The sequence below is a fragment of the Vibrio sp. 2-1-2a genome, from assembly GCF_032648565.1.
GTDB classification, from domain to species: Bacteria; Pseudomonadota; Gammaproteobacteria; order Enterobacterales; family Vibrionaceae; genus Vibrio; species Vibrio diabolicus.
In genome coordinates this window covers 296,195-319,303 of the sequence record NZ_WBOH01000006.1, presented here as the reverse complement: position 1 = coordinate 319,303, position 23,109 = coordinate 296,195, and the positions used below count along the sequence as shown (strand labels likewise).

At 44.8% G+C, this 23,109-nt stretch carries 23 protein-coding genes; 6 read left to right on the top strand and 17 right to left on the bottom strand.

The features are described 5' to 3' along the window. Positions 1–58: 58 nt before the first annotated feature. The 6 genes from F7Y48_RS17855 to F7Y48_RS17830 form a co-directional block, all read right to left on the bottom strand. Positions 59–418 carry a hypothetical protein gene (locus tag F7Y48_RS17855; protein ID WP_244190856.1) on the bottom strand — a complete coding sequence of 120 codons (360 nt, stop codon included), beginning with the start codon at positions 416–418 and terminating at the stop codon, positions 59–61. A 23-nt stretch (positions 419–441) separates the two neighbouring features. After that, positions 442–1,383 (bottom strand): glycine zipper family protein, encoded by a 942-nt coding sequence (locus tag F7Y48_RS17850; RefSeq protein ID WP_316685178.1) that lies wholly within the window; start codon positions 1,381–1,383, stop codon positions 442–444. A gap of 961 nt (positions 1,384–2,344) precedes the next feature. Continuing rightward, entirely contained in the window at positions 2,345–2,527 is a 183-nt protein-coding gene (locus F7Y48_RS17845; protein WP_021035913.1) for a hypothetical protein, read from the bottom strand. 164 nt (positions 2,528–2,691) lie between these two features. Then, positions 2,692–3,378: a helix-turn-helix transcriptional regulator gene (locus tag F7Y48_RS17840; protein ID WP_005374113.1), complete on the bottom strand. Its 687-nt coding sequence runs from the start codon at positions 3,376–3,378 to the stop codon at positions 2,692–2,694. Between the two features lie 47 nt (positions 3,379–3,425). Beyond that, complete coding sequence (locus F7Y48_RS17835; RefSeq protein WP_021452372.1) at positions 3,426–3,740, bottom strand: hypothetical protein; 315 nt, start codon at positions 3,738–3,740, stop codon at positions 3,426–3,428. A gap of 115 nt (positions 3,741–3,855) precedes the next feature. Then, positions 3,856–4,779 (bottom strand): LysR family transcriptional regulator, encoded by a 924-nt coding sequence (locus F7Y48_RS17830; RefSeq protein WP_005384329.1) that lies wholly within the window; start codon positions 4,777–4,779, stop codon positions 3,856–3,858. A gap of 138 nt (positions 4,780–4,917) precedes the next feature. On the opposite strand from F7Y48_RS17830, the gene yjjG reads away from it, so the two are divergent. After that, positions 4,918–5,592 (top strand): pyrimidine 5'-nucleotidase, encoded by a 675-nt coding sequence (yjjG, locus tag F7Y48_RS17825; RefSeq protein ID WP_005374109.1) that lies wholly within the window; start codon positions 4,918–4,920, stop codon positions 5,590–5,592. Between the two features lie 51 nt (positions 5,593–5,643). Next, positions 5,644–6,183, top strand: coding sequence for an NUDIX domain-containing protein (locus F7Y48_RS17820; protein ID WP_020834877.1), 540 nt, complete (start codon positions 5,644–5,646; stop codon positions 6,181–6,183). Between the two features lie 79 nt (positions 6,184–6,262). On the opposite strand, the gene F7Y48_RS17815 is transcribed toward F7Y48_RS17820, so the two are convergent. From F7Y48_RS17815 to F7Y48_RS17795, 5 genes are all read right to left on the bottom strand, one after another. Next, positions 6,263–6,697: a hypothetical protein gene (locus F7Y48_RS17815; protein WP_316685176.1), complete on the bottom strand. Its 435-nt coding sequence runs from the start codon at positions 6,695–6,697 to the stop codon at positions 6,263–6,265. A 20-nt stretch (positions 6,698–6,717) separates the two neighbouring features. Further along, positions 6,718–7,269, bottom strand: coding sequence for a YtfJ family protein (locus tag F7Y48_RS17810; protein ID WP_005374105.1), 552 nt, complete (start codon positions 7,267–7,269; stop codon positions 6,718–6,720). 79 nt (positions 7,270–7,348) lie between these two features. Beyond that, positions 7,349–8,068 (bottom strand): carbonic anhydrase, encoded by a 720-nt coding sequence (locus F7Y48_RS17805; protein WP_025588852.1) that lies wholly within the window; start codon positions 8,066–8,068, stop codon positions 7,349–7,351. Positions 8,069–8,146: 78 nt separating this feature from the next. After that, positions 8,147–9,490 carry an OmpP1/FadL family transporter gene (locus F7Y48_RS17800; protein ID WP_180793935.1) on the bottom strand — a complete coding sequence of 448 codons (1,344 nt, stop codon included), beginning with the start codon at positions 9,488–9,490 and terminating at the stop codon, positions 8,147–8,149. A gap of 720 nt (positions 9,491–10,210) precedes the next feature. Then, positions 10,211–11,467: a type 2 secretion system lipase gene (locus F7Y48_RS17795; RefSeq protein WP_005395362.1), complete on the bottom strand. Its 1,257-nt coding sequence runs from the start codon at positions 11,465–11,467 to the stop codon at positions 10,211–10,213. Between the two features lie 466 nt (positions 11,468–11,933). Between F7Y48_RS17795 and F7Y48_RS17790 the strand changes: the two genes are divergently transcribed. Both F7Y48_RS17790 and F7Y48_RS17785 read left to right on the top strand, forming a co-directional pair. Further along, positions 11,934–13,967: a S8 family serine peptidase gene (locus F7Y48_RS17790; RefSeq protein WP_258504738.1), complete on the top strand. Its 2,034-nt coding sequence runs from the start codon at positions 11,934–11,936 to the stop codon at positions 13,965–13,967. A gap of 9 nt (positions 13,968–13,976) precedes the next feature. Further along, positions 13,977–14,324: a hypothetical protein gene (locus F7Y48_RS17785; protein ID WP_005395359.1), complete on the top strand. Its 348-nt coding sequence runs from the start codon at positions 13,977–13,979 to the stop codon at positions 14,322–14,324. Positions 14,325–14,433: 109 nt separating this feature from the next. On the opposite strand, the gene F7Y48_RS17780 is transcribed toward F7Y48_RS17785, so the two are convergent. The 3 genes from F7Y48_RS17780 to F7Y48_RS17770 form a co-directional block, all read right to left on the bottom strand. Further along, entirely contained in the window at positions 14,434–15,690 is a 1,257-nt protein-coding gene (locus F7Y48_RS17780; protein ID WP_074189780.1) for a PTS ascorbate transporter subunit IIC, read from the bottom strand. Between the two features lie 9 nt (positions 15,691–15,699). After that, positions 15,700–15,987: a PTS sugar transporter subunit IIB gene (locus F7Y48_RS17775; RefSeq protein WP_005463968.1), complete on the bottom strand. Its 288-nt coding sequence runs from the start codon at positions 15,985–15,987 to the stop codon at positions 15,700–15,702. Between the two features lie 67 nt (positions 15,988–16,054). Then, positions 16,055–16,498, bottom strand: a complete 444-nt coding sequence (locus F7Y48_RS17770; RefSeq protein WP_005463973.1) for a PTS sugar transporter subunit IIA — start codon at positions 16,496–16,498, stop codon at positions 16,055–16,057. Positions 16,499–16,747: 249 nt separating this feature from the next. Here F7Y48_RS17770 and F7Y48_RS17765 point away from each other — a divergent pair, with 249 nt between their 5' ends. Beyond that, complete coding sequence (locus F7Y48_RS17765) at positions 16,748–17,776, top strand: LacI family DNA-binding transcriptional regulator (protein WP_025501411.1); 1,029 nt, start codon at positions 16,748–16,750, stop codon at positions 17,774–17,776. Positions 17,777–17,852: 76 nt separating this feature from the next. Here F7Y48_RS17765 and phnX read toward each other — a convergent pair whose 3' ends face one another. From phnX to phnW, 3 genes are all read right to left on the bottom strand, one after another. Then, positions 17,853–18,668 (bottom strand): phosphonoacetaldehyde hydrolase, encoded by an 816-nt coding sequence (gene phnX / locus F7Y48_RS17760; RefSeq protein ID WP_258504740.1) that lies wholly within the window; start codon positions 18,666–18,668, stop codon positions 17,853–17,855. 356 nt (positions 18,669–19,024) lie between these two features. Further along, positions 19,025–20,404: an aspartate aminotransferase family protein gene (locus tag F7Y48_RS17755; protein ID WP_316685172.1), complete on the bottom strand. Its 1,380-nt coding sequence runs from the start codon at positions 20,402–20,404 to the stop codon at positions 19,025–19,027. Between the two features lie 26 nt (positions 20,405–20,430). Continuing rightward, a complete protein-coding gene (gene phnW, locus F7Y48_RS17750; RefSeq protein ID WP_257889925.1) occupies positions 20,431–21,534 on the bottom strand; it encodes a 2-aminoethylphosphonate--pyruvate transaminase in 1,104 nt (367 codons plus the stop codon). A gap of 266 nt (positions 21,535–21,800) precedes the next feature. Between phnW and F7Y48_RS17745 the strand changes: the two genes are divergently transcribed. Continuing rightward, a complete protein-coding gene (locus F7Y48_RS17745; protein ID WP_167427226.1) occupies positions 21,801–22,811 on the top strand; it encodes a putative 2-aminoethylphosphonate ABC transporter substrate-binding protein in 1,011 nt (336 codons plus the stop codon). Positions 22,812–23,109 lie beyond the last annotated feature (298 nt).

Genomic DNA, 23,109 nt, shown 5'->3' with positions numbered 1-23,109 from the left:
CTATTTCTACATTATTCAACTTCAAAGTTTCAACTTGATCTTGAAAAACAATAAGGTATTAAGCATTTAAACTATCTACTAATGCTAGTATTCCAGCTGAAGAGAATACGACTATTAGCATAGAAGAGTTTATAATAATTATTCCTATTAATAGAATTGATAGTGAGCGGTACCATCTAGGCACTTCTTTGGATATATCGGGTAACTTTCGCTTTTTACCTGAGCTAGGTTGGACGATTAAACGAACAAACATCAATGTTCGGAAAAATGCGTAAGGCCATCCCGTAAATAGAGCTAGTTCGAAAGTGTTAAAATAAGGTTCTGTAAAGTAGCTATTGACAATTTTTTTTGGCATTAAAAAATGCATGATACCTATAAATAATGTCTGGATAAAAATAATCAATATTCCAGAAAACATTAAGTATCCAATAATATTCCAAATTAATTGCATATGGCGCCCAAGTGTGTCTTTGAAACTAAGTCAGGCTGAGAGCCAAAGTTATTGTATGCAAGTACAGCTGTTTTACCGGAGGCGTACCCAATAGCGGTAGTCCCCGCAGCGAGTACAATAGCAGTCCCCCAACCAATAGGATTTGATACTAAAAATAGACCGACTAACGCACTAGTGCCCATTCCTACAGCTGTGCTAGTTATTGACTCAACAAAAATTTCATTCTTCTCATGTTGGTCTTGTGTATTCGCGATCTGAATACAGGAAGCCGTTAGACCGACACCTACTAAAACATGTCCGCCAACTTTAGATGCCTGAGCTATTTTATTCAGTTTTTCGGCTTGTTTAACTATATGAGCATTAGCTGGTAATCCTCCACTTCGAGCAATACGAATAGACTGGTGAGTCGTTTTGTTGCCAAACAACAGCTTTTCCATAGGGCCAACATTTTTCTTTAGTAGGTCTAGATGTTTCTTACGTCGAGCATCATATTGTCCTTTACTTATTACTCCGTTTTTATAGTTTGCGTAAAGGTCGTTGATGTTCTCAATGAGCTTAATATTACCTTTACTCATCAAGTTTCCTGTAGCACCCATCAAGGTACCTCCTGGAATAGTAATCATATTGGCGTTGTTTTCTAACCATGCTAACGCCCAAAACATATCAGCATGTTGTGGTGGAACTTGATTTGAGATCGATTTTGGAGGTTGATTGTAGCTGAGAATATTGGGAGGCAAAACTTTATGGGGCGGAGAACTAGACATTTGAGGTTTAGACGCTGGGTATGTCCCTAGCTTCGCGATACTTTTAGGAGGTAAAGCATTGTTACGTTGAGTGTTAAGTTGGGTGCTTGATTTGGGTAGAGCTGATAACCAAATGATATCGCCTGCTTTAATGCGGTTAGGATCTGAAATATGCTTGTTCAATGTCATTATATGAGTCAGTACTCTCTGATAGTCCTTGCTACCATATGGAGCGCCATACATGTTTAATATAATTGATGATAAGTTATCATGAGTTTTTATTTTATACTCAAACAATCCCGACACAGAGCACCTCTAGCTAATAATTTATTTGTGCAGATACTAACAAAAAACCATATTTAGAAAGTTCATTTTTTTGAATTCTAGACCTTCATTTTAAAAATATAAAAAATTGCTGATATATTTGTTATTTTCATGAAAATGTTAATGTCATTATTTACATTCAAAGTGTGATGGTGGATTTAACTGGATAAGTCAATATCATATATCAACCGTTAGTGCTAAAAACCTGCGATAAAAAATATAAGCGCTAAAATTTAAGAGTTTATGACAATTACCCATATTAATACAAAGGATAATATGCGGTACTATTTAGGGAGCTTTTTAGAGATGCTGGGTAACTTTCGCTTTTCACCTGAGCTAGGTTGAACGATTAAACGAAAAAACATCAATGTTCGGAAAAATGCGTAAGGTCAACCTGTAAATAGAGCTAGTTAGAAAGTGTTAAAATAAGGTTCTTAAAAGTAGCTATTGACAATGTCTTTTGGCATTAAAAGATGCATTATACCTATAGAGAATGTCTGGAAAAAATAACTAATACACCAGAGAACATTAAGTATCTAATAATGTTCCAGATCAATTGCATATTGCACCTGTCCTTATAATAAACCGATGCTTTTTCAAGGTTTTATCCTAATCTTTATTATGAAGAAATAAAGAGATTAACAGATAACCTATATCTTATCTATGAATGGAAGGGCGCTTTAGAAGAATGTCGAGAATGAAAATAAGAACTATCTTATTGTTTTTTGTAAATATAGGTGGTCGTATATAAAATTGATAACGTGTAATGGCGAGATGTAAGCCTTGCGTAACTAACAAAGGTTGGTTAAACAAGGCTAATAGTCGGTTATGGATGAATAACGATTTGTTGCTCCTCTGTCATCACAAGTGTCGCTTTGCTTTGTTCGATAAGTTGGGCAGCATAAGAAGGGGTAACGGCCTGCATATCACCTTTAGATCGAAGAGTTAAAGACTCCCACGCTTGATCTCGATATTTCCCTGCTTGGGTGTATTGAATCAGTACTTTCATAGCTTCACGCTCCGGTGTGGTTGACGTGCTACTTAAGTTAACGATCTTAAGTTGGTTGCGCATCTGTTAAAAATGAAACATTAGTTTAACCAAATGTGCCTTTCCAAATATCGCGCATTGAGCAGAGCAATTTAGAATCCTTGTGATGGAGGGATGAAAAACACTCAATCTTTCGATTCATACTGCGCAATATAATGTTTGAGAGATTTGGTTTCCGCACTCTGAAACTCTTCATCGTGCATACGCAGTGCTTGGATACGGTCGAGGCGGAACTGGCGGTAGTCATCGCGCAATTCGCACCAGGCGACCAGCGTCCAGACTTTGCCCCAAAAGAACTGGCCTAACGGTTGGATTTTTCTTTCGGTCACTTGTCCGCTTTCATCTTGGTAATCCAAACTGACCTTAAACTGATGATCAATCGCATGGCGCAGAAGCTGCCCTCGTTTGGCAGTCTCGGATTGGGTGTGATAATCGGGCACAATCAGCGGACAATCTTCCACTTGTTGCTTGAGCTTATCGGGCAATACCGAAAGTATTTTGGTGGACGCAGAGTGAGACGCTTCGGCGAGTTCAACATCCGACCAGGCTCGAACCATCCGCATACCCAGTTCAAGCGCCATCATCTCTTTTTCTGAGAACATCAAAGGCGGCAGATGAGAGCCAGCTTGCAATAGGTAGCCAACACCTGCTTCACCCTGAATAGGAACACCAGAACTGAGCAACGACTGAATATCGCGATAAATCGTACGTTCGCTGACTTCCATTCTTTCTGCGAGCTCTTTCGCTGTCACGGCGTAACGCTTTGCGCGCAGAAGCGTCAGTAGCTCAAACAGTCGTTCTGATTTGCTCATGATGTTCCTTATCTAGACCTACTGGTTGTTAGTGGTAGTGTGGCTGATTACTTCTCTAGCTCACTGCACATTTTTAAGTTGTGATGTTTAAGCTCGAAGCTTTCGCAGTCAATCATTGATAACAGAGGCTGAAATTCAGCGGCTTGCTTAATCTGTTTTCCCGCCTGTTTTGCATCGTCCATTGAACGCCAGTAAATGATGTCTGTCCACACATCGTCCGTCGCTTCGTGACTGAGTGAGCGATACAAAAAGCCCGGCAGATTCTTCACAAACGTTTGTGACTGTTTGGCAGCGGCGATCACGTCTTGCTCTGTTGTGCCTGCGGTTAGACGAAATTGCACAGTTTCGATAACGGTTTCCATATTGTGATTCCTTATTGGTTTTGGCGGATTGCCTGTTGAGTTCCAAATAAGGTTACGCGGATGGAATGTCAGAACATGTCAGTAGTGAAATCTCACTCACTTATCATCAATATGGTTATTTTTCTGGGCTGTTGTAACGATCCCAATAAGGTAAATCTGTGCCGAGTTTTTCGCTGATAAAATCGATAAAGGCTCTTACTTTCAACGGCATGTGCTTGCGCTCAGGAAAAACCGCATAAATGGCGTGTTCTGGTAGAGAATACTCTTCCATCACCGGTTTTAGATTTCCTGCGGCAAAGTCTCTCCCTGCAATAAATGTTGGCAGTTGCGCAATGCCCGAACCTCTTAACAGCAACTGGCGAATGGCTTCGCTGTTATTGACGATAAAGTTTCCTTTTGGAAGTACCTTGTATTCGCTGCCGTTGTTGATGAACATCCATTCGACGCCGCCACGGAAATAGGAGTAGCGCAGGCAGTTGTGACTGACTAAATCACTTGGTTTTTGTGGTGTTCCAAACTCCGCTAAGTAATCTGGCGAGGCACAAAGCACACTTTTACAAGGGGCGAGACGTTTTGCGATTAGATTGGAAGAGGTGAGTTCACCAATACGGATCCCCAAATCAAAACCGTCTTTAACCAAATCGACCATTTTGTCTTCGAGGTTTAAATCCACTTCAATTTTCGGGTAACGAGCGAGAAACTCGCTGATCAAAGGCGCGATATGCAGCACACCGAAAGACATCGGCACGGTAATTTTGAGCCGACCTTGTGGAGAGCCTTGCAGTTCCGATACCGCGTCCACGCCTTGCTGGGCCAGATTGAGCGCTTGAGAAGCGTACTCAAAATAGCGTTCTCCCGCTTCGGTCAGGCTCAGCTTACGCGTGGTTCGGTTAAGGAGACGAATGCCCAAATCGTCTTCTAGTTGGTTGATGCGTTTGCTGATCGCCGATTTCGTCAGATTCAGCTGTTTGGCCGCAAGGGAAAAGCTGCCGCATTCGACAACAGCAACAAAAACGGGCAGGGAGGCAATCGCGTTCACATCAATCTCCTATTATCGTGAAGCATTTATTGTTGAGCACAAGGATACAATTAATTTCCAATTATAGAGATTATCTTCAAGAAGAAAACAATCTAGACTATGCACCAGTATTACGACCTTGATTTTGGGAAGAAGAAAATGAAGTACGATTGGATCCTGTTTGACGCTGACGAAACCTTATTCCACTTTGATGCTTTCAAAGGTTTGCAGCTTATGTTTTCTCGCAAAGGCGTAGATTTTACTGAACAAGATTTTGCTCATTACCAAACCGTAAACAAACCGCTTTGGGTGGATTACCAAGACGGCAAAGTAACGGCAGATGAGCTAAAACATAAGCGTTTTACCGAGTGGGCTGAGAAGCTGAATACCACAACAGCAGATCTCAATAGCGCATTTTTAGAAGCAATGGCCGATATTTGCAGCTTGTTGCCAGGTGCAAAAGAGCTGATGGAAGCGCTGCAAGGCAAAGCTAAAATGGGCATCATCACCAACGGTTTTACAGAGTTGCAAGCAATTCGCCTTGAGCGCACAGGGATGACTGAGTACTTCGATAAAGTGGTGATCTCTGAACAAGTGGGCGTAGCAAAACCGGACTTAGGTATTTTTGAATACGCGATGCAGCAAATGGGCAACCCATGCAAAACGCGCGTACTGATGGTGGGTGACAACCTGCATTCCGATATTCTGGGTGGTAATAATTTTGGTATTGAAACTTGCTGGTTAAATACCACAGGCGCAAGCGTCGATGAGCGTATCGCACCAAATTACACCGTTGAGTCTTTGAGTGAACTAAAGAACATTTTGGTGGCGTAACCGAATCGGGTATTATTCCGCTGTAACCCTCAGAAAAATCAAGGAATAACCATGTCAGACATCAAACAGTTAGACAGCAAAGTCGTTTACCAGAATAAGTGGATGACAGTGCGTGAGGACAAAATTTTACGTCCGAGCGGCGCAGAGGGCATCTATGGTGTGGTCGACAAACCTGATTGTGCTGCGATTCTGGCTATCGATAACGGGATGATTCACTTGGTTCAGCAGTACCGTTACACCGTAGGTCAACGTTGTTGGGAGATCCCACAAGGGGCGTGGGAATCAAATCCAGATGCGGATCATCTTGAGCTTGCCAAAGGCGAGCTGCGTGAAGAAACGGGCATGCAGGCGAGCGCCATGGCGTATGTCGGCGCACAGTTTATCGCATACGGCTTTTTGAATCAGACATGTCACGTCTACTTCGCCAGTGACTTAACGGACGTGGGCAATCAACTCGACAGTGAAGAAGAGGATTTGATCACTCGCGCTTTTTCTGTTGAGGAGTTCGAACAGATGATGATCGACGGTACGATTAAAGATTGTGTCACCATCGCTGCTTATGGTTTGGCGAAGCTGAAGAAATTCATTTAGTTATCCATGATGATTTTTTAATGAAAACAGCGGCCTAGTGCCGCTGTTTTTAGTTTGGGTGAGCTCGTTGAGCCATCGCTTACTCGTCGATTTTCTTACCTAAGATTTCCACTTGCGCTTTTTTGGTCACCCCCGCGACTTGCAGTGCAGTGCTGCCAACCGATTCATAGTTCAACTCGATTTTGTCTAATTTCGCGTTATCTTTTGTTGGTAGGCTTAAACTTCTTGATGACATGCCTTTAGTCAGAACAACTAAACTGTCGAACGTCTTTTCCTGACCATCTTTCATGATTACTTTAACGCTTTTCAGATCGACCGTACCTTGCGTACATTTGATTTTGATGTGGCTAAAACGAGCGTTAGCAAATGGGGACAGTGGATTGACTGTGTCGGTTTCCGATTTAAAACTGACGGTCTTATCTGCAATCTTATCCCAATCGTTGTCTCCTGCAACCGATTGAAAAGAGGCTACAGCCGCTAAAAGACAGAGTGCGATGGTGTTGAACAGTTTCATAGCTTTTCCTTACCTTAGGTTTAGATATTCTGTTTAATCAGTTCGATGACGTGTGTGACTTCGTCTTGAGTTAAAGCCCCTTCTTTCACGAATAAAATTTCGCCTTGTTTATTTTGTACGATAATCGCAGAACTTTCTTGCTGCAGATCCCAAGTTGTTGCTAATACGCCATTTTTGTCTAACACCATGGAAGACCAAGAGAATGTCTTTTTGCTGTCCTCTGCCGACGATTTAACAAATGTACCGGTTCCCCAAATGGCGTCTTCTTGGTTGATCACGGTTGTGGTCTGATACTGATCTTCAGGAAAGTGAGCGGCAGTGATTGCTGACATCAGCGGCGCGTTCATCTCTTTGGCTTTACTACGACCTGCAATGGCTTGTATCACACGGACTTTGCCTAACATCTGCTGAGTTGCCCAAGGTTGATAAGCCACATCGTCTCCTTGCAGCGTCATTTCGCCATAGGTATCAATGCTGACGGAAGGGGTGGTTTGACCGACAGAAAGGTTATGAGAGAAGGCGAGTGTCGGGGCGAGTGCGAGTAAGAGTGACAGAACAGATGGAGTTTTCATTGGGGGTTCCTGTAACGAAGTGAGGTTAGAGCGAATCAAAATAAGGGGCAAATACGATGCCCCTTATCGAATGTGGCGATTAGTTAGAAAGTACAACGCGCGCATTTAGCGGTTGCAGCGGACGATTGTTTTGTCCCATGACTTCCATCAGTTTCGCGGCTTGATCTTTGGATAAGGTTTGAGTGTCTTTAAGCACAAACCAGCGCACACCTTCTGAACATGGTGGTGTGGTTAAAGAGCCGTTAAATCGATAGTAGTTTGCAGTTTTTGGCAGTAAGTCGTTAATCTCAAACGTATCTTTAAAGAACGTGGTTTGATTCTCTTGTGGGATTGCGCTGATCAGTTTAGACAGTGCTGCGTTGTGATCGCCAGCATCAAACATCACCGAAATTACCGCCAACTCGCCGTCTGCGTTGGCGTGCACAAAGTGCGCTTCAAGTGGATACTGGCGGCCTTTGATTTGGTTTTCTGAAGGTGTGTGGAAATGGAACTGTTGCAGCTCGAACGTCTCGCCATCGATGGTGAAGCTGTTACGTCCGTTCACTTGCGCTTGCAGCGTATGACCATTGTTGGTTAAACCAATGACCTGACCAGTGTACGAAAGGTTCAGTGCTTCCAGTTTTGCATCGGCTGGGTTGTCGATGTTGATTGGGCTTTGGTTTTTCGTGGTTGCGCAGTCTTTGGCGATTTCTCCCCAGTGTTCTGGCCCGTGTTTGTCATTGCCATAGCCCCATTCAGAAGCCTGAGCAGCGCTTAGAGTGAGAAGTGAGAGTGAAAAAGCAAGTAGTGTTTTGTTCATAATAATGTCTCTGTTCGGTCGCTTTGATAAGCGTTGTTACAAGGCAATGACCTAGAGGTTTGATCACTGCCTGACAAATTAGAAACGGTGGCTGAGTTGGGCACCAATTAGGAACGCATTTGAATGGGTCACGCCCGTTACCATCGGTGCAGGAACACCTTCATACGCGTACTCTTCTACGTTGACATCTTCACCAATCAAGTACGTCATGCCGATGTCAACCGTGGTATCTGATGACCATTGGTAAGAGGCCCCCGCGGATAACCAGTGACGGTTCGAATCTGGGATAGAAAGCGAAGTCAGCTCATCGACAGGTGTTTTGTCGAACATGTAACCCGTGCGCAGTGTCCAACGTTCATTGGCGTACCAAGTCGCACCGATGGAGTAGTGCGCGGAGTCTTGCCACTGAAAATCTTTTAGCAACTGATCATCAGCTTTCAAGCTGTCAAATGCTGACCAACCAATCCACTGCACAGAATAGTGCAGGGCAAATTTAGGTAAGACGCGGTGATAACCGGAAAACTCCGCAATATCCGGTAGCGGCATAGCAAGCGAGTCGTACGATTCGCCAGCAAAGTGGATGTCACCCTTGGCATCTATGTTAGGGCTGTGCTTGTAGCTTAAACCTAAGCGATGACGTTCGTTAAACTCGTACATCATGCCAATGTTCGCGCCAAACCCAATGCCGCCAGCTTCCACATCAAGTGCGTTGCCTTTTACGGATCCACAGCGTTGTTCTAGTTCGTTTCCAAGTATGTTCCCACCAACGCAAACACCCACGTCCATATCGCGGTACAGCTCACCAGAGCCGTAAATCACATCAATACCACCACCGATACTAAAACGATCGTTCACCTTGTATGCCAAGCTTGCGCCAAGGTTGACACTCGCTACGCTGGTGACACCGCCAAAAACAGGTGCGCCATAGTTTGGTTTAAACTCCATGTCGGTTCCGAAGTTGGAGTATGCCGATAAGCCTAGATACCAGTCGTCGTTGATAGGGTGAATAAAGTAAAAATTGGGTACAACGGCTGGTTGACCAACGCCATCGACGTCATCAATGTCGGTCACGGTTTGAGAAAAGGACGGGGTAATGTCAACTTGAGGGGACGGAGGAAAACCGCCCATACCAACATTGACATCCGCATTAATGTTAGCTCGATGATATTGCGCATTTTTAACGGTAACGTCAGGTTTGACGTAAGTGACACCGAACGATAAGGCATTTTGTTTAAACAGCGTCATCGCTGCGGCGTTGCGGCTGACTACAGACGCATTATCACCAATAACAGCATCACCAGCAAAAGCACGACCAAGACCCGTCGCCGAATGTTCGTTAATTTGAAAACCACCGGCATACGCCGTCGATGAGGCTAAACCGATTAATAAATAAATCGGTGAAAGAGTTAATTGTCGCTGCATGTTTTTTCTCATGAATTAATTAGAGGTTGTATTGCAACGAAAAGCAGTAAAATAAACAAATCTGACCAGTATATTTAGGAGTAAAACTAACAGTATGTTGACAATAAATAAATTTAACTTAATAAATATTTATTGATAAATTTATTAATGGTTCATGTCGTGAATGTGGTGATTATTTTACGTGTAAATTAAACTCAGAGCCTCTATTTTTATTTTTGCGGTATTACTTCTCTATTTTTATTGTGCTGACTGTTCCCTAACAAACAGAGGCAAATCCAGCGATAAAGTGTCCGTGATGGAAACTCTGAGTCATTTGTATTTCCATTGCATCCCAACGTTGGTAGTTCGAATCAGCAAGAGAACTATCGTTTTAAACCCACATGACACACTCCTCTCGGTCTTACCTGTGTTATGTGGGTATTTTTTATTTAACTTGTCACTTAACTCCTCTTGAAATTCAACAATTTAAAAATGGCCATAATGAAATCTAAATGGATGGCATATTGAATAAGTTTAGATTTTACTGGTTTGTTGGTATTTGAAAGTTTTGTTTATAATGCTTATAACTTGAATTTTTGTATTTTAATTATTGTTCATCTATATTTAAATATAAAAGTAGACTCATGTATATGAAAACAAAATGGCCACGATATTTCGTGGCCATTTTTAATCATCAACGTATTTATGATGATTAAGAGTTTAACCTATAAGAAAGTCTTATTAAAAGCGAAACTCTTCTAAGTTATTGCTGCTTTCCAACATTTTTTCAGCAACATAACGATGCGTGGCTGTGGTTGGGTGAGTCACATCCCAGAACACAAACTTATCTGCGCCAGATGCCGCACACTCAGAGCGTAATGAATGGGTGTACATGTAATCCACAGAAGATGAGCGGTTGATGTCCAGACAAGGATCACTTGCATTCACGAACCCGTGTTCTTCTGGTGCCGAGGTTAACGTCTCAAACAGCGCGTGCGTATCAAACAATGAAATGTTGTAACCTTGAGCTTTATAGTACATCGCTTGTGCTTTGATGAACTCGTTCATTTTCAATACTTTCGCGCGAATCGTTTCAATTTCTTCCTGCGTTGAGTATTTGAACTGTGGTGCTTTGGTTGCGTCTGGCAGAGTCATCAACATGAAGTTCTTCGCGCCCGCGTCTGTTAGACGAATCAGAGCTTCAGCGTAATCCGCTTTTACTTCCGGCACGCTACGGTTGTAGTTCATGAAATCATTTAAACCAAACTCCAACGTAAACAATGTGTTTGCTGGGTTGTAGTTTTTCGCCAGTTTTGTGTAGGTCAAGTAAGAAGAAACTTGTTCGCCGACACCTGTTAGCGCAATGTATTGGTTCTCACCTGCTGCGCCGCCAACTGCCCAGTTATAAAGCGGTAAGTTTTTGGCTTTAGCAACGTATTCCGTCCAAACAAAACCGTTCGAGAAGTGACCTAAGAACCAGCTGTTTGGGTTAGGGAAGCGCCATTGGGAAGCGTTAAAGATGTTGCCTGTATCAGATAAGCTGTCGCCCAAAGCCACTACTTTGTTGATTTGATCTGGTTGCATTGCAGCATCATTGCTCCAGATCGTGTGGTTATAAGAATAGCGATTGTCAGCAGCAAAAAACGTAATGTCTGCGTTCTCGTTCGCCAGATCTAGTGTTTCTTCACAGCGCTGGCGAATCACGTTTTGTGAAGTGTTGGTGTAGAACATGTTTTTAAATGAAACAGAGCTCCACCAATAACCGTCGATAGTGAAGTCACTACCATCTTGGTTTTTCGCCCATTTCCAGTCGGTAGCCGCATCATCCTTAGAGTGGCTCGTACGATACCAGCAGCGAACGTAAGTATAGGTTTGATTTTCTTGCGTGCTGACCACTTCAGACGCAGAAACCATTTCTGGTGATAATGTTGGCTCCTCTGCAACGGCAGAGGCAAGCGGAAGTAATGCAGTTAATAGTGTGATTGTTTTTTTCATCATTCACTCTTCTTGTAATGGTTATGGTTCCGAATACGTGAATACGCTCGGCTATAACAGTATTTAGATGAGAATTTTTCTCACTAAACCTTCTAATTCTGAGTAAATACTCAAGACAGTCAACAACTAAATATTCAATATTTCAGTTTTGGCACCACGGTCAAAAAATCCATTCAGCATAGCAATCGATTAAATGTGTATTATTTAGAATAATTACTCACTAACATTAATTTAACATGCACTTTTTGTTAATTAAGTGATTGCTTTATAAGGCTTTGTTTATGCTTTTTGATGTTAACTAAAAATGTTTATTGAATGATCTTTTGTACAAAGTTGTATATTCATGAAACAAATTGTTTGGCATTTTTGGCCTATAAACTATAGCTGAAGCTCTCATGCGAACATCATAGTGATGACTTTTCATGAGAATATAGTGAATAAAAATTAGCTCAAATAAGGAATAGGGCAAATGCACTACACAACAAGTAAAAAACAAGGCTTATTTTCGTTGTCTGCCGTAGCGATAGCACTGACCACTTCTATGTCAGCGTTTGCGGCTCCACCAATGGGATTTGATGAATCTAAGTTACCGACGAAGTACATCGTCAAATTCAAAGAAGATGCAGTCAGCCGATCTTCAATGGGTGGTAACTCTTTTTGGGGACCACGAATCGCGCAGGAGTCTGTTTTAGAACAGGTGAAGGCACGTAAGGTGGAAAAACTGGGTAATCGCGCCATTTACAGCGTTGAGTTGGATGGTGATGACTTAGAACCACTTCGTAATCGCAGTGATGTGGAATATGTCGAAGTCGATCCGCCTCGCTATTTGCTCAGCGAAACTACCCCGTGGGGTTATGAAGCGGTTAATGCTCAACAGTTAGACGACTTCAATGCTGGTAATCGCACTGTATGTATTATCGATTCAGGGTACGACATCTCGCACAACGACCTAAGCGGTAACCGCGTTGCAGGTACCAACGATAGTGGTACAGGATCATGGAGCGATCCGGGTAACAATAACGCCCACGGTACTCACGTAGCAGGTACTATCGCAGCGATTGCCAACACCGAAGGTGTGAAGGGTGTGATGCCAAACCAGAATGTGAATTTGCACATCGTGAAAGTATTTAACGAATCAGGTTGGGGTTACTCATCTGGGCTTGTTAAAGCGATCCAAACGTGTGCAGATAATGGTGCCAACGTTGTGAACATGAGTCTTGGTGGTAGTCAATCAAGCCGAACTGAGCAAAATGCACTGCAAAACATTTACGATCAAGGCGTTCTGCTAATCGCCGCAGCTGGTAATGACGGTAACACCGCACACAGCTACCCAGCTTCTTACGATTCAGTTATGTCTGTTGCTGCTGTCGATAACCAAAATGATCATGCGGCGTTCTCGCAATCTACTGATCAAGTTGAGATCTCTGGCCCAGGTGTGGCGATCTTATCAACGGTTACGGTAGGCGAAGGTAAACTTTCTGATATTACCTTGAATGGCGTAAGCCAATTTGATCGCGGCATTGTCCCTCACAATCGTTTGATTAATAACGGCTCTTCGTATGTGCCAGATCCAATCGTTGGTTCAGTAACAGCAATGCTAGATAGCTGTGATGTATCTGGCGGTAACTTTAACTGTGGTGATATGTCGGGCAAAATTTGTTTGACTGAGCGTATTGGCAACCAGTCTTCAGGTAACTACCCAGAAGTGGATGCAGTTCAAGCTTGTTACAATGCAGGTGCACAAGCGGCAATCGTATACAGCAACTCTGAACTACCTGGTTTACAAAACCCATTCTTGGTTGACACAAACAACGCTTATCGTATGGTTTCGGTGACGGTTGACCGTGCATTTGGTCAAGAGCTGTTGGGGTATGTTGGTCAAGAAATTACGGTTTCAACCACCTCTGGTGAAGATTACGAGTACTACAATGGTACATCGATGGCAACACCTCATGTAACTGGCGTAGCAGGCTTGGTGTGGAGTTACCACCCAACGTGTACAGCAGCGCAAGTACGTAATGCCCTAGTTCAAACGGCAACAGACATTGATGTCGCTGGACGAGACAACCGCACAGGTCACGGCCTAGTGAATGCGGAAGCGGCGAAACTGTTCTTGGATGCGGGCTGTAACGGTCCTGACGGTGGCGGTAGCTCTTCGGACTCTAGCTTCTCAAACACCAGCCCTGTTGCGATTCCTGACAACAAATCTTCTGGCGCAATCAGCGCAGTAGATGTCGATCGCTCTGGTGATTCAGGTACAGTAAGTATTGACGTTGATATTAGCCACACTTACATCGGTGACCTACGAGTGACGCTAACTTCACCTACTGGTGGAGAAGTCGTGCTTCACGATAATACTGGCGGCAGCGCTAACGATATCAAAGCCACTTTCCAAGCGGATTTCTCTGGTTTTGAATCACAAGGTTCTTGGGAACTAAAAGCGGTAGACAGTGCCAGAAGAGACACAGGCACAATCAACAGTTGGACTCTGACTTTTCAATAAGGAGTGGCTATGAAGAAGTTGACCTTACTTTCTTTGTCTGCGGTGAGTGCTACCGCACTATTGGCAATCGGACTAAGCTCGGCCAGCTTGGCGAACAATCAAGGGTTTCCGCTCGTGGATGAACGTTCCGAACAAGCTGAGCAACAACCTACGCGTTACTTTGTTAAGTATCACAAAGGGAAAGAGAGCGAAGTGAGAGCGCTTCTTCGTCAACATAACCTTAAAGTGGTTGATGCGTTGGTGAAGCAACAGGTACTGGTGGTGAGCGGCGAACAAGCGGACGTCGATAAGCTATCTGGTAACGAATCCGTTGAATACACCGAGCAAGAACCAACGAGAAAGTTGTTGTCTCAATAAGATAGCCTCAATATGAAAAACGCCCCTCACGTGAGGGGCGTTTTGTTTGAGTGCTTTTCTTAGAGATGAATGCCGACGAGCCTAATTCTGCATTCATAAGAATAAAAGCTTAGCGCACAATCAGGCCAAGTAGGATACCTACAATGCCGAAGTCAGCATCACTGAATGTTGTGTTTGCAAAGCCAAGATCACCCAGTACTGGCATTAGGAAGACAGGTAGGAAAGTAATCAGTAGACCTTGTGCAAACGCACCTAGAATTGCACCGCGACGACCACCTGTTGCGTTACCAAATACACCTGCAGCCGCACCCACAAAGAAGTGTGGAACTACACCAGGGATAATCACAGTAAGACCCATCACGTACAGCAGGAACATGCCCACTAGACCGGCTGCAAAGCTCGATAGGAAGCCCACCAATACCGCATTTGGTGCGTATGGGAACACAACCGGACAATCCAGTGCAGGTTTTGCGTTTGGTACTAGCTTGTCTGAGATGCCTTTAAACGCTGGAACGATTTCTGCGATAACCATACGTACACCTTGCAGGATAACGTACACACCACCTGCAAATGTGATGGATTGCATTAGCGCAAACATAGACCAATGTTTACCGCCACTGACTTCACGGACAAAATCACCGCCAGCGAATAAACACGTCACCACAAAGATGATGCCCATGGTGAACGAGATTGCCACTGGCGTATCGCGTAAGAACAACAAGCTCTTAGGGACATTCATCTCTTCAGTTGAGTGCTCTTTGTTACCAAACTTGCTGCCAATGAAACCAGCTAGGACGTAAGAAAGCGTTGAGAAGTGACCAATCGCAACGTCGTCTGAGCCTGTTACTTGCTTCATGTATTTGTGCGCAATTGCAGGGAAGAACACCATTACAGAACCCACAACCACAGAGCCAAGAGCGATCAGTGGAACACCTTTCATGCCGCTAGAGGCCAGAATCGCCGCCACCATCATCGACATAAATAGCGTGTGGTGACCCGTTAGGAAGATGAACTTCCATGGCGTGAAGCGAGCGATCAAGATGTTCACTAACATACCGAAGAACATGATCATCGCCATCTCTTTACCAAACGCTTCTTGCGCGATAGAGACGATAGCTTCGTTGTTTGGAACTACGCCTGTGATGCCAAATGCGTGTTGGAAAATGGTCGCAAAGTCACCCAGAGAAGTCACAACTAGACCTGCACCCGCGCCAAGCACGATGAAACCAAGAATGGTTTTTACCGTGCCTTTAATGCACTCGGTGACCGGTTTTTTCTGGGCAATTAAGCCGATTAGAGCGATGAGACCGACCAGAACCGCTGGCTCTGATAGGACATCGTTCATTAAGAAACTGAAGAATTCCATAACGCCACCTTATAGAGCGCCAAGCTCTTGAAGTGCCACAGATAAACGCTCTTTCATTGCGACTTTGTCGACCATGTTATCAAGCGCTACGATACGTTGTTCAACGCCAAGTGCTTCCAACTGTTCTGCAATGTCTTTTGTGCCGATGAAAATGTCGCAACTTGTGCCTTTTGCTGAGCCAAGATCGATGTGATCTACAGCGGCATCGACGTTCAACTCTTTTACGATGCTTTTGATGCTCATTTCCATCATTAGGCTAGTACCAAGACCGTGACCGCAAACAACCATAATTTTCATAATTCAGACCTTTTCTTTTTTATAGGGGGTATACCCATTTGTGAATGGGGTATGTCAGGAGTAAAACTTAGTATTTGTCGATGATCGCAAGAACATCTTCTTTGCTTTGAGCGTTGCAGATGGCCTCTACATGCTCTTCATTCATAAACAATTCCGCCAGTTTCGAAATCGCATCAACGTGGCTATTACTGTCCGTTGCCGCTAGCGTGACCAGCATTTTTACTGGGTCATTTTCTTCAGAGTTAAAGTTGACGCCGTTTTGGATCACCGTGATCGCCAATGACAAGCGGTTAACGCCATCTTCAGGGCGAGCGTGTGGCATCGCCATGCCCGGACCTACCACGTAGTAAGGACCAAGCTCTTCGTGCGAGCGGTAAATTGCCTCAACGTAACTTGGTTCTATCGCGCCATTTTCAATCAAAGCTTCACAAGATTTGCTGATCGCATCTTTCCAGTCGGTTGCGTCAGAATGGATGCGAATGACATCAGAGGTAATCAGTTCACGTAGCATTGGAATGTTTCCGATTTGTTGTTTTGTTGCTGCGTACTTTATCGATCAATTTGCCATAAAAACCTGAGAGTGATCACAAATGGTAGCGCTATCTGATAGCGCTACCATTAATTGTGATAGCGCTATCATTTTTATCAGGCATCGAAGTTTCATGTGCTGGTGTTCGAGTTCTAATGCGCTAATATCAAAACCATTAAAGCGCTGTGATAAGATGTCGCAGCTGAAATTAGAGAACATTAAATAAAAACAATGAGCGAACCTCGCAAACGAAGAAGTACCGGCAATGTCACTTTGGCTGATGTCGCCAAACAAGCAGGCGTAGGCACTATGACGGTGTCGCGAGCATTACGAACGCCAGAGCTGGTATCCGATAAGCTGAGAGAAAAAATTCAACAAGTGGTTGATGAGCTCGGCTATATCCCGAACAAAGCCGCAGGGGCACTCGCATCTGCAGAAAGTTATTCCATCGCTCTTATCATTCCGTCACTATTTGAAAAAGCATGCGCGCATTTCTTACCAAGCTTCCAACAGGCGTTAAACAAAGCGGGTTATCAATTATTACTGGGTTACAGCGACTACTCGATTGAGCAAGAAGAAAAGTTGCTTTCGACTTTTTTAGAGAGCCGTCCTGCGGGCGTGGTACTGTTTGGAAGTGAGCATAGTCAGCGAACGCATCAACTGTTAGAGGCATCAAATACGCCAGTGTTAGAGATTACCGAACTGAGCTCAAAGGCCAGTTATCTCAACATTGGCGTGGATCACTTCGAAGTGGGTAAGGCCTGTACCAGACACCTGATTGAACAAGGTTTTAAGAACGTTGGTTTTATTGGGGCGCGCGGGAATCACTCAACGTTGCAACGCCAGTTACACGGTTGGCAAAGTGCGATGATTGAAAACTATCTCACCCCAGATCATTTTCTAACGACTCATGAAGCGCCATCTTCACAATTGGGTGCGGAAGGGTTGGCGAAGTTATTGCTGCGCGATTCAAGCTTGAATGCTTTGGTGTGTAGCCATGAGGAGATAGCAATTGGTGCGCTCTTTGAGTGCCATCGCCGCGTGCTCAAAGTCCCGACCGACATTGCCATTATTTGCCTTGAAGGCTCTTCTATGGGGGAGCATGCTTACCCAAGTTTGACATCGGCAGAATTTGATTACGAGCGCATGGGCACCAAGGCGGCAGAAAAACTGTTGCATGCCATCAAAGGTGAGCCAGAAGAAAGACCAACCAGTATGGGCTTTAAGCTAAAGCGTCGAGCAAGTACTGCGATTAACTGACACTTCCTCTTTCCATAAATGTAAAAAGCCTCTCAATATGGAGAGGCTTTTTACATTCTGAATTCGCGAGCGAAAACTACGGACGTTCGCCCGCGGCTAGGCGACGTTCGATATCTGCAACCACTTCTGGGAAGTCAGCAATGGTGTCGATGAGGTAATGCGGTGAGCTCTTGAGCAATTTTGCACGCGCCTTTTCACGAGCGGCATTAAGCGTTGCTTCATCCGCAGCTTGATATTCTTCAAACGTTAGGCCTGCTTCGTTACCAGAAAGCAGCAAACCAACGGTCCACATGCCCGCATTGTGACCTTCAAAGATGCCTGGTGCTGAGTCGTCCACTTTGACGCATGCTTTAACGTCGGTTACACCAAGCTCAATCACGTTTTTCAGTGCCATAAACGGCGCAGGGCGACCACCTTGTGGCAGATCGTCTGTCGCGACAACGTAATCTGGTTTGTAGCCGTAATCCGCTGCAACAGGAATCAGTACATCCATCACTTCGCGAGGGTAACCAGAACAAGAACCGATCTTGATGCCTTTGTCTTTCAGACCGTTTACCACTTCAACTGCGTTGAGGATTGGTTCTGCGTGGTCAGCCACTTTTGCTTTTTGCAAAGGCATAAAGGCTGCGTAGATAGCGTCGATGTCTTCGCTGGTCATTGAGCGACCAAACTTCTCATTCCAACGCTTATCAACGGCAGGGATGCGACCCACAGCTTGGATGTGATCCCACTTACCAAGACCCATTGGTTCGCGCGCTTCTTCAAGGTCGATATCAAAATCAAAGCCTTGTTTGAACGCTTCCACAAAGATACTGGTTGGCGCAAAAGAGCCGAAATCGACGATAGTACCAGCCCAGTCAAAGATCACTGCTTGAATTGGTGAGTTGCTCATGTTCAATCCTTTTTCTTGCTTGCCAGAGCGCTTGCCTACACGTTGGAATCGCGCTCTGGATAAATTGGTTTTGTTGAGGTCTATTGACTCTAGGTTTTGTTGACCTTTTGCGGTTAAATTTTGTTCGAGATAAAAGCGTTTTAATCGCGGCGAGAGGTTTGTAGCCTAGTCATTCTAAGCACAACACCTCACAACAAAGAGTAAAACGCTTTTAGCCGAACCCTTCGGGCAGCGTTTGTGGTTCCTTTCTTCTGCGTTATCGGCTTATCAGGTAGGACAGCTACAACTCAAAGCCTCTGCCTTGCATAAAGAACCCACAAACTGCTGCAAAAATCAGCTCAAAAGGTCAACAAAACCTAAATGTAGTTAAAGTCTTTACACACTTTGGCGATGGCTTCTTCGAAGATCGCCAACGCTTCTGTCAGTTGCTCGCGAGTGATGATCAGCGGTGGACTGAGTTGAATCACATTGCCTTGTGACACCTTGAAGCTCACGCCATTGTTGAGGCATTGGTACAGCACAGCTTCCGCTTCGTCATACGCGCGCGCTTTGCTTTCGTGGTCGGTGACCAGTTCAATGCCCCACAACATGCCGATGCCACGCACATCACCAATCACTGGGTATTTGGCTTTCATCTCTAACAGCTTTTCACGCATGAACTGGCTGTCGGCTTTGGCTTTATCTAGTAAGCCGTCTTGCTCAATGGCTTCCATGGTTGCCAGTGCTGCAGCACAACCGATAGGGCTTTTCTCATGAGTGTAATGACCCATGGAGATTTGCTCGGCAGTGTTGTATTTGTCTTTGGTTACCATGGCTGCGATAGGCACTAAGCCACCACCCAAACCTTTACCGATGCAGAGCATATCTGGCTCGATGTCGTAAGCTTGGTAGGTAAACCATTCACCGCTGCGACCCATACCGTTAGGGATGTCGTCGATGATCAGCATGACATTGTGTTTGTCACAGATTTCACGGATGCGTTTCCAGTAGGCTTTACTTGGCACTTGAACATCCGTGTTGCGAACCGCTTCTGCGATAAACGCGCCCACGCCACCTTCTTTCTCAATCACGTACTCAAGGTAGTCGGCATAATGCACATCGCTACCGTCGGCAACTGGGAAAGCGCCTCGGTAAGATACGGCTGGTGGAATGCGCTCAACGCCTGCCATTAATGGTCCCATGCCTTGACGGAAACACGCTTCACCACCTACTGAGATGGCATCCAACGATGCGCCGTGGAAGGAATCCCACAGAGAGACCACCTTATAGTTGCTCGTGATGTGGCGCGCTAGTTTAAGTGCCATGCCAACCGCAGATGTGCCACCCGGAGCAAACAGCACGCGGTTCAATTCGCCGCCACAGATTTGGGTGAGTTTTTCGGCACATTCAATCGCTGTCTCGTTGGTAAAACGACGTGGTGAAAACGGCAGTTTGGCAATTTGCTCTTGCACACGTTTAATCACATGCGGATGACCGTAGCCCAGCTGATGGACGTTGTTGCCATGGAAGTCCATGTACTTTTTGCCGGTAGCATCTTGGATGTAGATGCCTTCTGCTGCTTCCAATGTATCTAAGCAAGGCGTTGACATGGCTTGATGAAGAAAGACTTCCGAATCACGCTTCAATAATGCTTGCGTGCGTTCGTCGTCCATCGATGCATTCCAAGCTTGGCGCGCTGGCGTCGTGTTGACATCGCCTTCACTACGAAAATGAGTCGGTTTGATATTCTGAGTCATAACGCTTTCTCAATCAGAAGGCTGCTTTACGCAACTTGCCAATACATTGCTTTTTCAATCGCACCGATTAAGCGCTCGATATCTGCTGGGTAAACTTCACCAATGTTGCCGATGCGGAAGCAATCTGCGTTCGATACCTTACCCGGATAGATCACGAAGCCCTGCTCTTTCAAACGTGTGTAGAACGCTTTGAACTGGTAATCACTGTGCGTCGGAGAGTAGAAAGAAGTGATGATTGGCGAGTGAAGGTCATCACTCAGTAGTGGCTCGAAACCCAGAGAACGCATACCAGCAACCAGTGTTTTCTGGTTAGTTTGGTAACGATTATGACGCGCTTCAATGCCGCCTTCTTGTTCCAGTTCTAACAAGGCTTGATAGAAAGCGCGAACCGTGTGCGTTGGAGATGTGAAACGCCATTTGCCGTGGTTCACTTCCATGCACTGCCACTGGTCGTAAAGATCAAGACTCAAAGAGCGTGCCTGACCTTTGCACTTTTCGAGTTCAGTTTGTTTCGCAATCACAAAGCCAAAGCCCGGCACGCCTTGAATACATTTGTTTGCAGAGCTGATCATAAAATCGATGCCTAGCTCTGCGATATCAATAGGAATGCCACCAAAGCTCGACATGGCATCGAGAATCACCACTTTACCGTGTGCTTTTGCCGCGGAAGCAAATGCCTCAATTGGATTCAGCATGCCAGTGGTTGTCTCGCAATGAACAATTGCCACGTGTGTGATAGCAGGATCCGATGCCAATGCAGTTTCCACCTCGTTCAAGTGTGGCTGTGATGTTTCGCCTGGGGAAACTACATGGCATGGAATATTTAGGTATTCAGCGATCTGAGCGATACGTGCACCGTACGCACCGTTGTCGACAACCAACAATTTTCCATCTTTGCCAATGGCGCTGCCAATCGTAGCTTCTACTGATGCGGTGCCGCTACCTTGCATTAGTACACTGGTGTAGCCGTCTTGCTCCGTCGCCAGTTTTACAAGCTTAGTGCGGATCACTTCTACGATGTCTTTGTTGTATTCATCATCCCAAGTACACCAGTCTTTAAGCATGGCTTCACGTACCGTTTCAGAAGTAGATAGAGGACCTGGAGTCAGTAGTAGGTATTCGTTTTTCATCTCGATTTCCATTAGAATAGGCTAATTGGTCTACACCAAGTTTCGAGTTCACTTTAGCGAGGAAGAAAAGGGCAGTAAATAGGCGAATATCCAATTTCATAAAACTTTAATATCCAGAAAATGGCGGATCAATTGAACGATTATTCATCGCAAATTTTCGTAAAACTGCCATTTAATGGTCATGATTTCGTCACAAAGGCTCAGTAGGGTGTATATCGTCAACTGGTACAGACCAAATTTAAACTTAGCCAAATTAACTGGAGAAAATGATGAAAAACCGTTTGATGAAAGGAACGCTGGCTGCACTTGTCTCTCTGCTAGCTACGAATGCAATGGCAGCACAGGAAGTCACGGTTTACACCGCTTTCGAAACTGACATTCTTGCTAAATACAAGTCTGCGTTTGAGAAAGATAACCCAGATATCAAGATTAAGTGGGTTCGCGATTCCACCGGTATCATGACGGCGAAATTGCTGGCCGAAAAGAACAACCCTCAAGCGGAAGTGGTTTGGGGTCTGGCTGGCTCGTCAATGGCACTGCTTAAAGATGAAGGTCTTCTTAAGCCTTACACACCAAAAGGTTTGGAAGAGCTGCATGCGAACCTAAACGACCCTCAATCAAACCAAGCTTGGTTTGGTAACGATGCGTTCTTTAACGCAGTTTGTTTCAACGAAGCGGTAGCGAAACAGCTTAATCTGCCTAAACCAACGTCTTGGGAAGACCTAACAAAGCCGGTTTACAAAGGTCACATAGCAATGCCTAACCCAGCTTCTTCAGGCACTGGCTACATGCAGGTTTCTGCTTGGCTACAAAACATGGGTGAAGATCAGGCATGGAACTACATGCGTGACTTAGACAAGAACATTGCACACTACACGCACTCGGGCTCTAAGCCATGTGTTCAAGCGGGTATGGGTGAAGTGGCTATCGGTATTTCGATGGCGAGCCGCGGCGCGAAGCTGAAAACACAAGGTGCACCACTAGCGGTTATCACGCCAAAAGGCATCGGCTGGGAATCAGAAGCCGTTGGTCTAGTAAAAGAGTCTGATGCAGCGAAGCGTGTTGTCGACTGGTCAATCTCTAAAGCAGCAAACGAGCTTTACGTAGAAATGTACCCAGTGGTTGCACATAAAGAAGTGAAAGCGACCGTTTCTAACTTCCCGAACGTTCAAGAGAACATGGCGAAGATGGACTTCGCGCAAATGGGCAGCAAGCGTGCAGAGATTCTAGCGGCATGGTCTGAGAAATTTGACGCGAAATCAGAGCCAAAGTCTTAATGGAATTTGCTCTAATTTGAATGCTGAAATCCACCTCGGTTGAGGTGGATTTTTTGTTTTCTCTTTTATTTCAGAGTTTACTGCAAGTAGATTCCTAGTCTCACCTAGGTTCGTTGGAATGACGGACTTAAGAAAGTTGGGTGCTTCTATCCATCCGCACTCACAACGTCATTCTCGAGAGTGAGGAAGGAGTGAGTCGGGAATCTCTAATTACCACTTGAACAAACGTCATCGCCCTTCATCTATTTGTCATCTTCTGGCTATAAATTTGTCATTGGAACGTAACACTCCAAAACTA

Excerpts from the sequence above, each read along its gene's own strand:
- F7Y48_RS17855 (WP_244190856.1), bottom strand. The coding sequence starts at position 418 with ATGTTTTCTGGAATATTGATTATTTTTATCCAGACATTATTTATAGGT.
- F7Y48_RS17850 (WP_316685178.1), bottom strand. The coding sequence starts at position 1,383 with ATGACATTGAACAAGCATATTTCAGATCCTAACCGCATTAAAGCAGGC.
- F7Y48_RS17845 (WP_021035913.1), bottom strand. The coding sequence starts at position 2,527 with ATGAAAGTACTGATTCAATACACCCAAGCAGGGAAATATCGAGATCAA.
- F7Y48_RS17840 (WP_005374113.1), bottom strand. The coding sequence starts at position 3,378 with ATGAGCAAATCAGAACGACTGTTTGAGCTACTGACGCTTCTGCGCGCA.
- F7Y48_RS17835 (WP_021452372.1), bottom strand. The coding sequence starts at position 3,740 with ATGGAAACCGTTATCGAAACTGTGCAATTTCGTCTAACCGCAGGCACA.
- yjjG (WP_005374109.1), top strand. The coding sequence starts at position 4,918 with ATGAAGTACGATTGGATCCTGTTTGACGCTGACGAAACCTTATTCCAC.
- F7Y48_RS17820 (WP_020834877.1), top strand. The coding sequence starts at position 5,644 with ATGTCAGACATCAAACAGTTAGACAGCAAAGTCGTTTACCAGAATAAG.
- F7Y48_RS17815 (WP_316685176.1), bottom strand. The coding sequence starts at position 6,697 with ATGAAACTGTTCAACACCATCGCACTCTGTCTTTTAGCGGCTGTAGCC.
- F7Y48_RS17810 (WP_005374105.1), bottom strand. The coding sequence starts at position 7,269 with ATGAAAACTCCATCTGTTCTGTCACTCTTACTCGCACTCGCCCCGACA.
- F7Y48_RS17805 (WP_025588852.1), bottom strand. The coding sequence starts at position 8,068 with ATGAACAAAACACTACTTGCTTTTTCACTCTCACTTCTCACTCTAAGC.
- F7Y48_RS17800 (WP_180793935.1), bottom strand. The coding sequence starts at position 9,490 with ATGCAGCGACAATTAACTCTTTCACCGATTTATTTATTAATCGGTTTA.
- F7Y48_RS17795 (WP_005395362.1), bottom strand. The coding sequence starts at position 11,467 with ATGATGAAAAAAACAATCACACTATTAACTGCATTACTTCCGCTTGCC.
- F7Y48_RS17790 (WP_258504738.1), top strand. The coding sequence starts at position 11,934 with ATGCACTACACAACAAGTAAAAAACAAGGCTTATTTTCGTTGTCTGCC.
- F7Y48_RS17785 (WP_005395359.1), top strand. The coding sequence starts at position 13,977 with ATGAAGAAGTTGACCTTACTTTCTTTGTCTGCGGTGAGTGCTACCGCA.
- F7Y48_RS17780 (WP_074189780.1), bottom strand. The coding sequence starts at position 15,690 with ATGGAATTCTTCAGTTTCTTAATGAACGATGTCCTATCAGAGCCAGCG.
- F7Y48_RS17775 (WP_005463968.1), bottom strand. The coding sequence starts at position 15,987 with ATGAAAATTATGGTTGTTTGCGGTCACGGTCTTGGTACTAGCCTAATG.
- F7Y48_RS17770 (WP_005463973.1), bottom strand. The coding sequence starts at position 16,498 with ATGCTACGTGAACTGATTACCTCTGATGTCATTCGCATCCATTCTGAC.
- F7Y48_RS17765 (WP_025501411.1), top strand. The coding sequence starts at position 16,748 with ATGAGCGAACCTCGCAAACGAAGAAGTACCGGCAATGTCACTTTGGCT.
- phnX (WP_258504740.1), bottom strand. The coding sequence starts at position 18,668 with ATGAGCAACTCACCAATTCAAGCAGTGATCTTTGACTGGGCTGGTACT.
- F7Y48_RS17755 (WP_316685172.1), bottom strand. The coding sequence starts at position 20,404 with ATGACTCAGAATATCAAACCGACTCATTTTCGTAGTGAAGGCGATGTC.
- phnW (WP_257889925.1), bottom strand. The coding sequence starts at position 21,534 with ATGAAAAACGAATACCTACTACTGACTCCAGGTCCTCTATCTACTTCT.
- F7Y48_RS17745 (WP_167427226.1), top strand. The coding sequence starts at position 21,801 with ATGATGAAAAACCGTTTGATGAAAGGAACGCTGGCTGCACTTGTCTCT.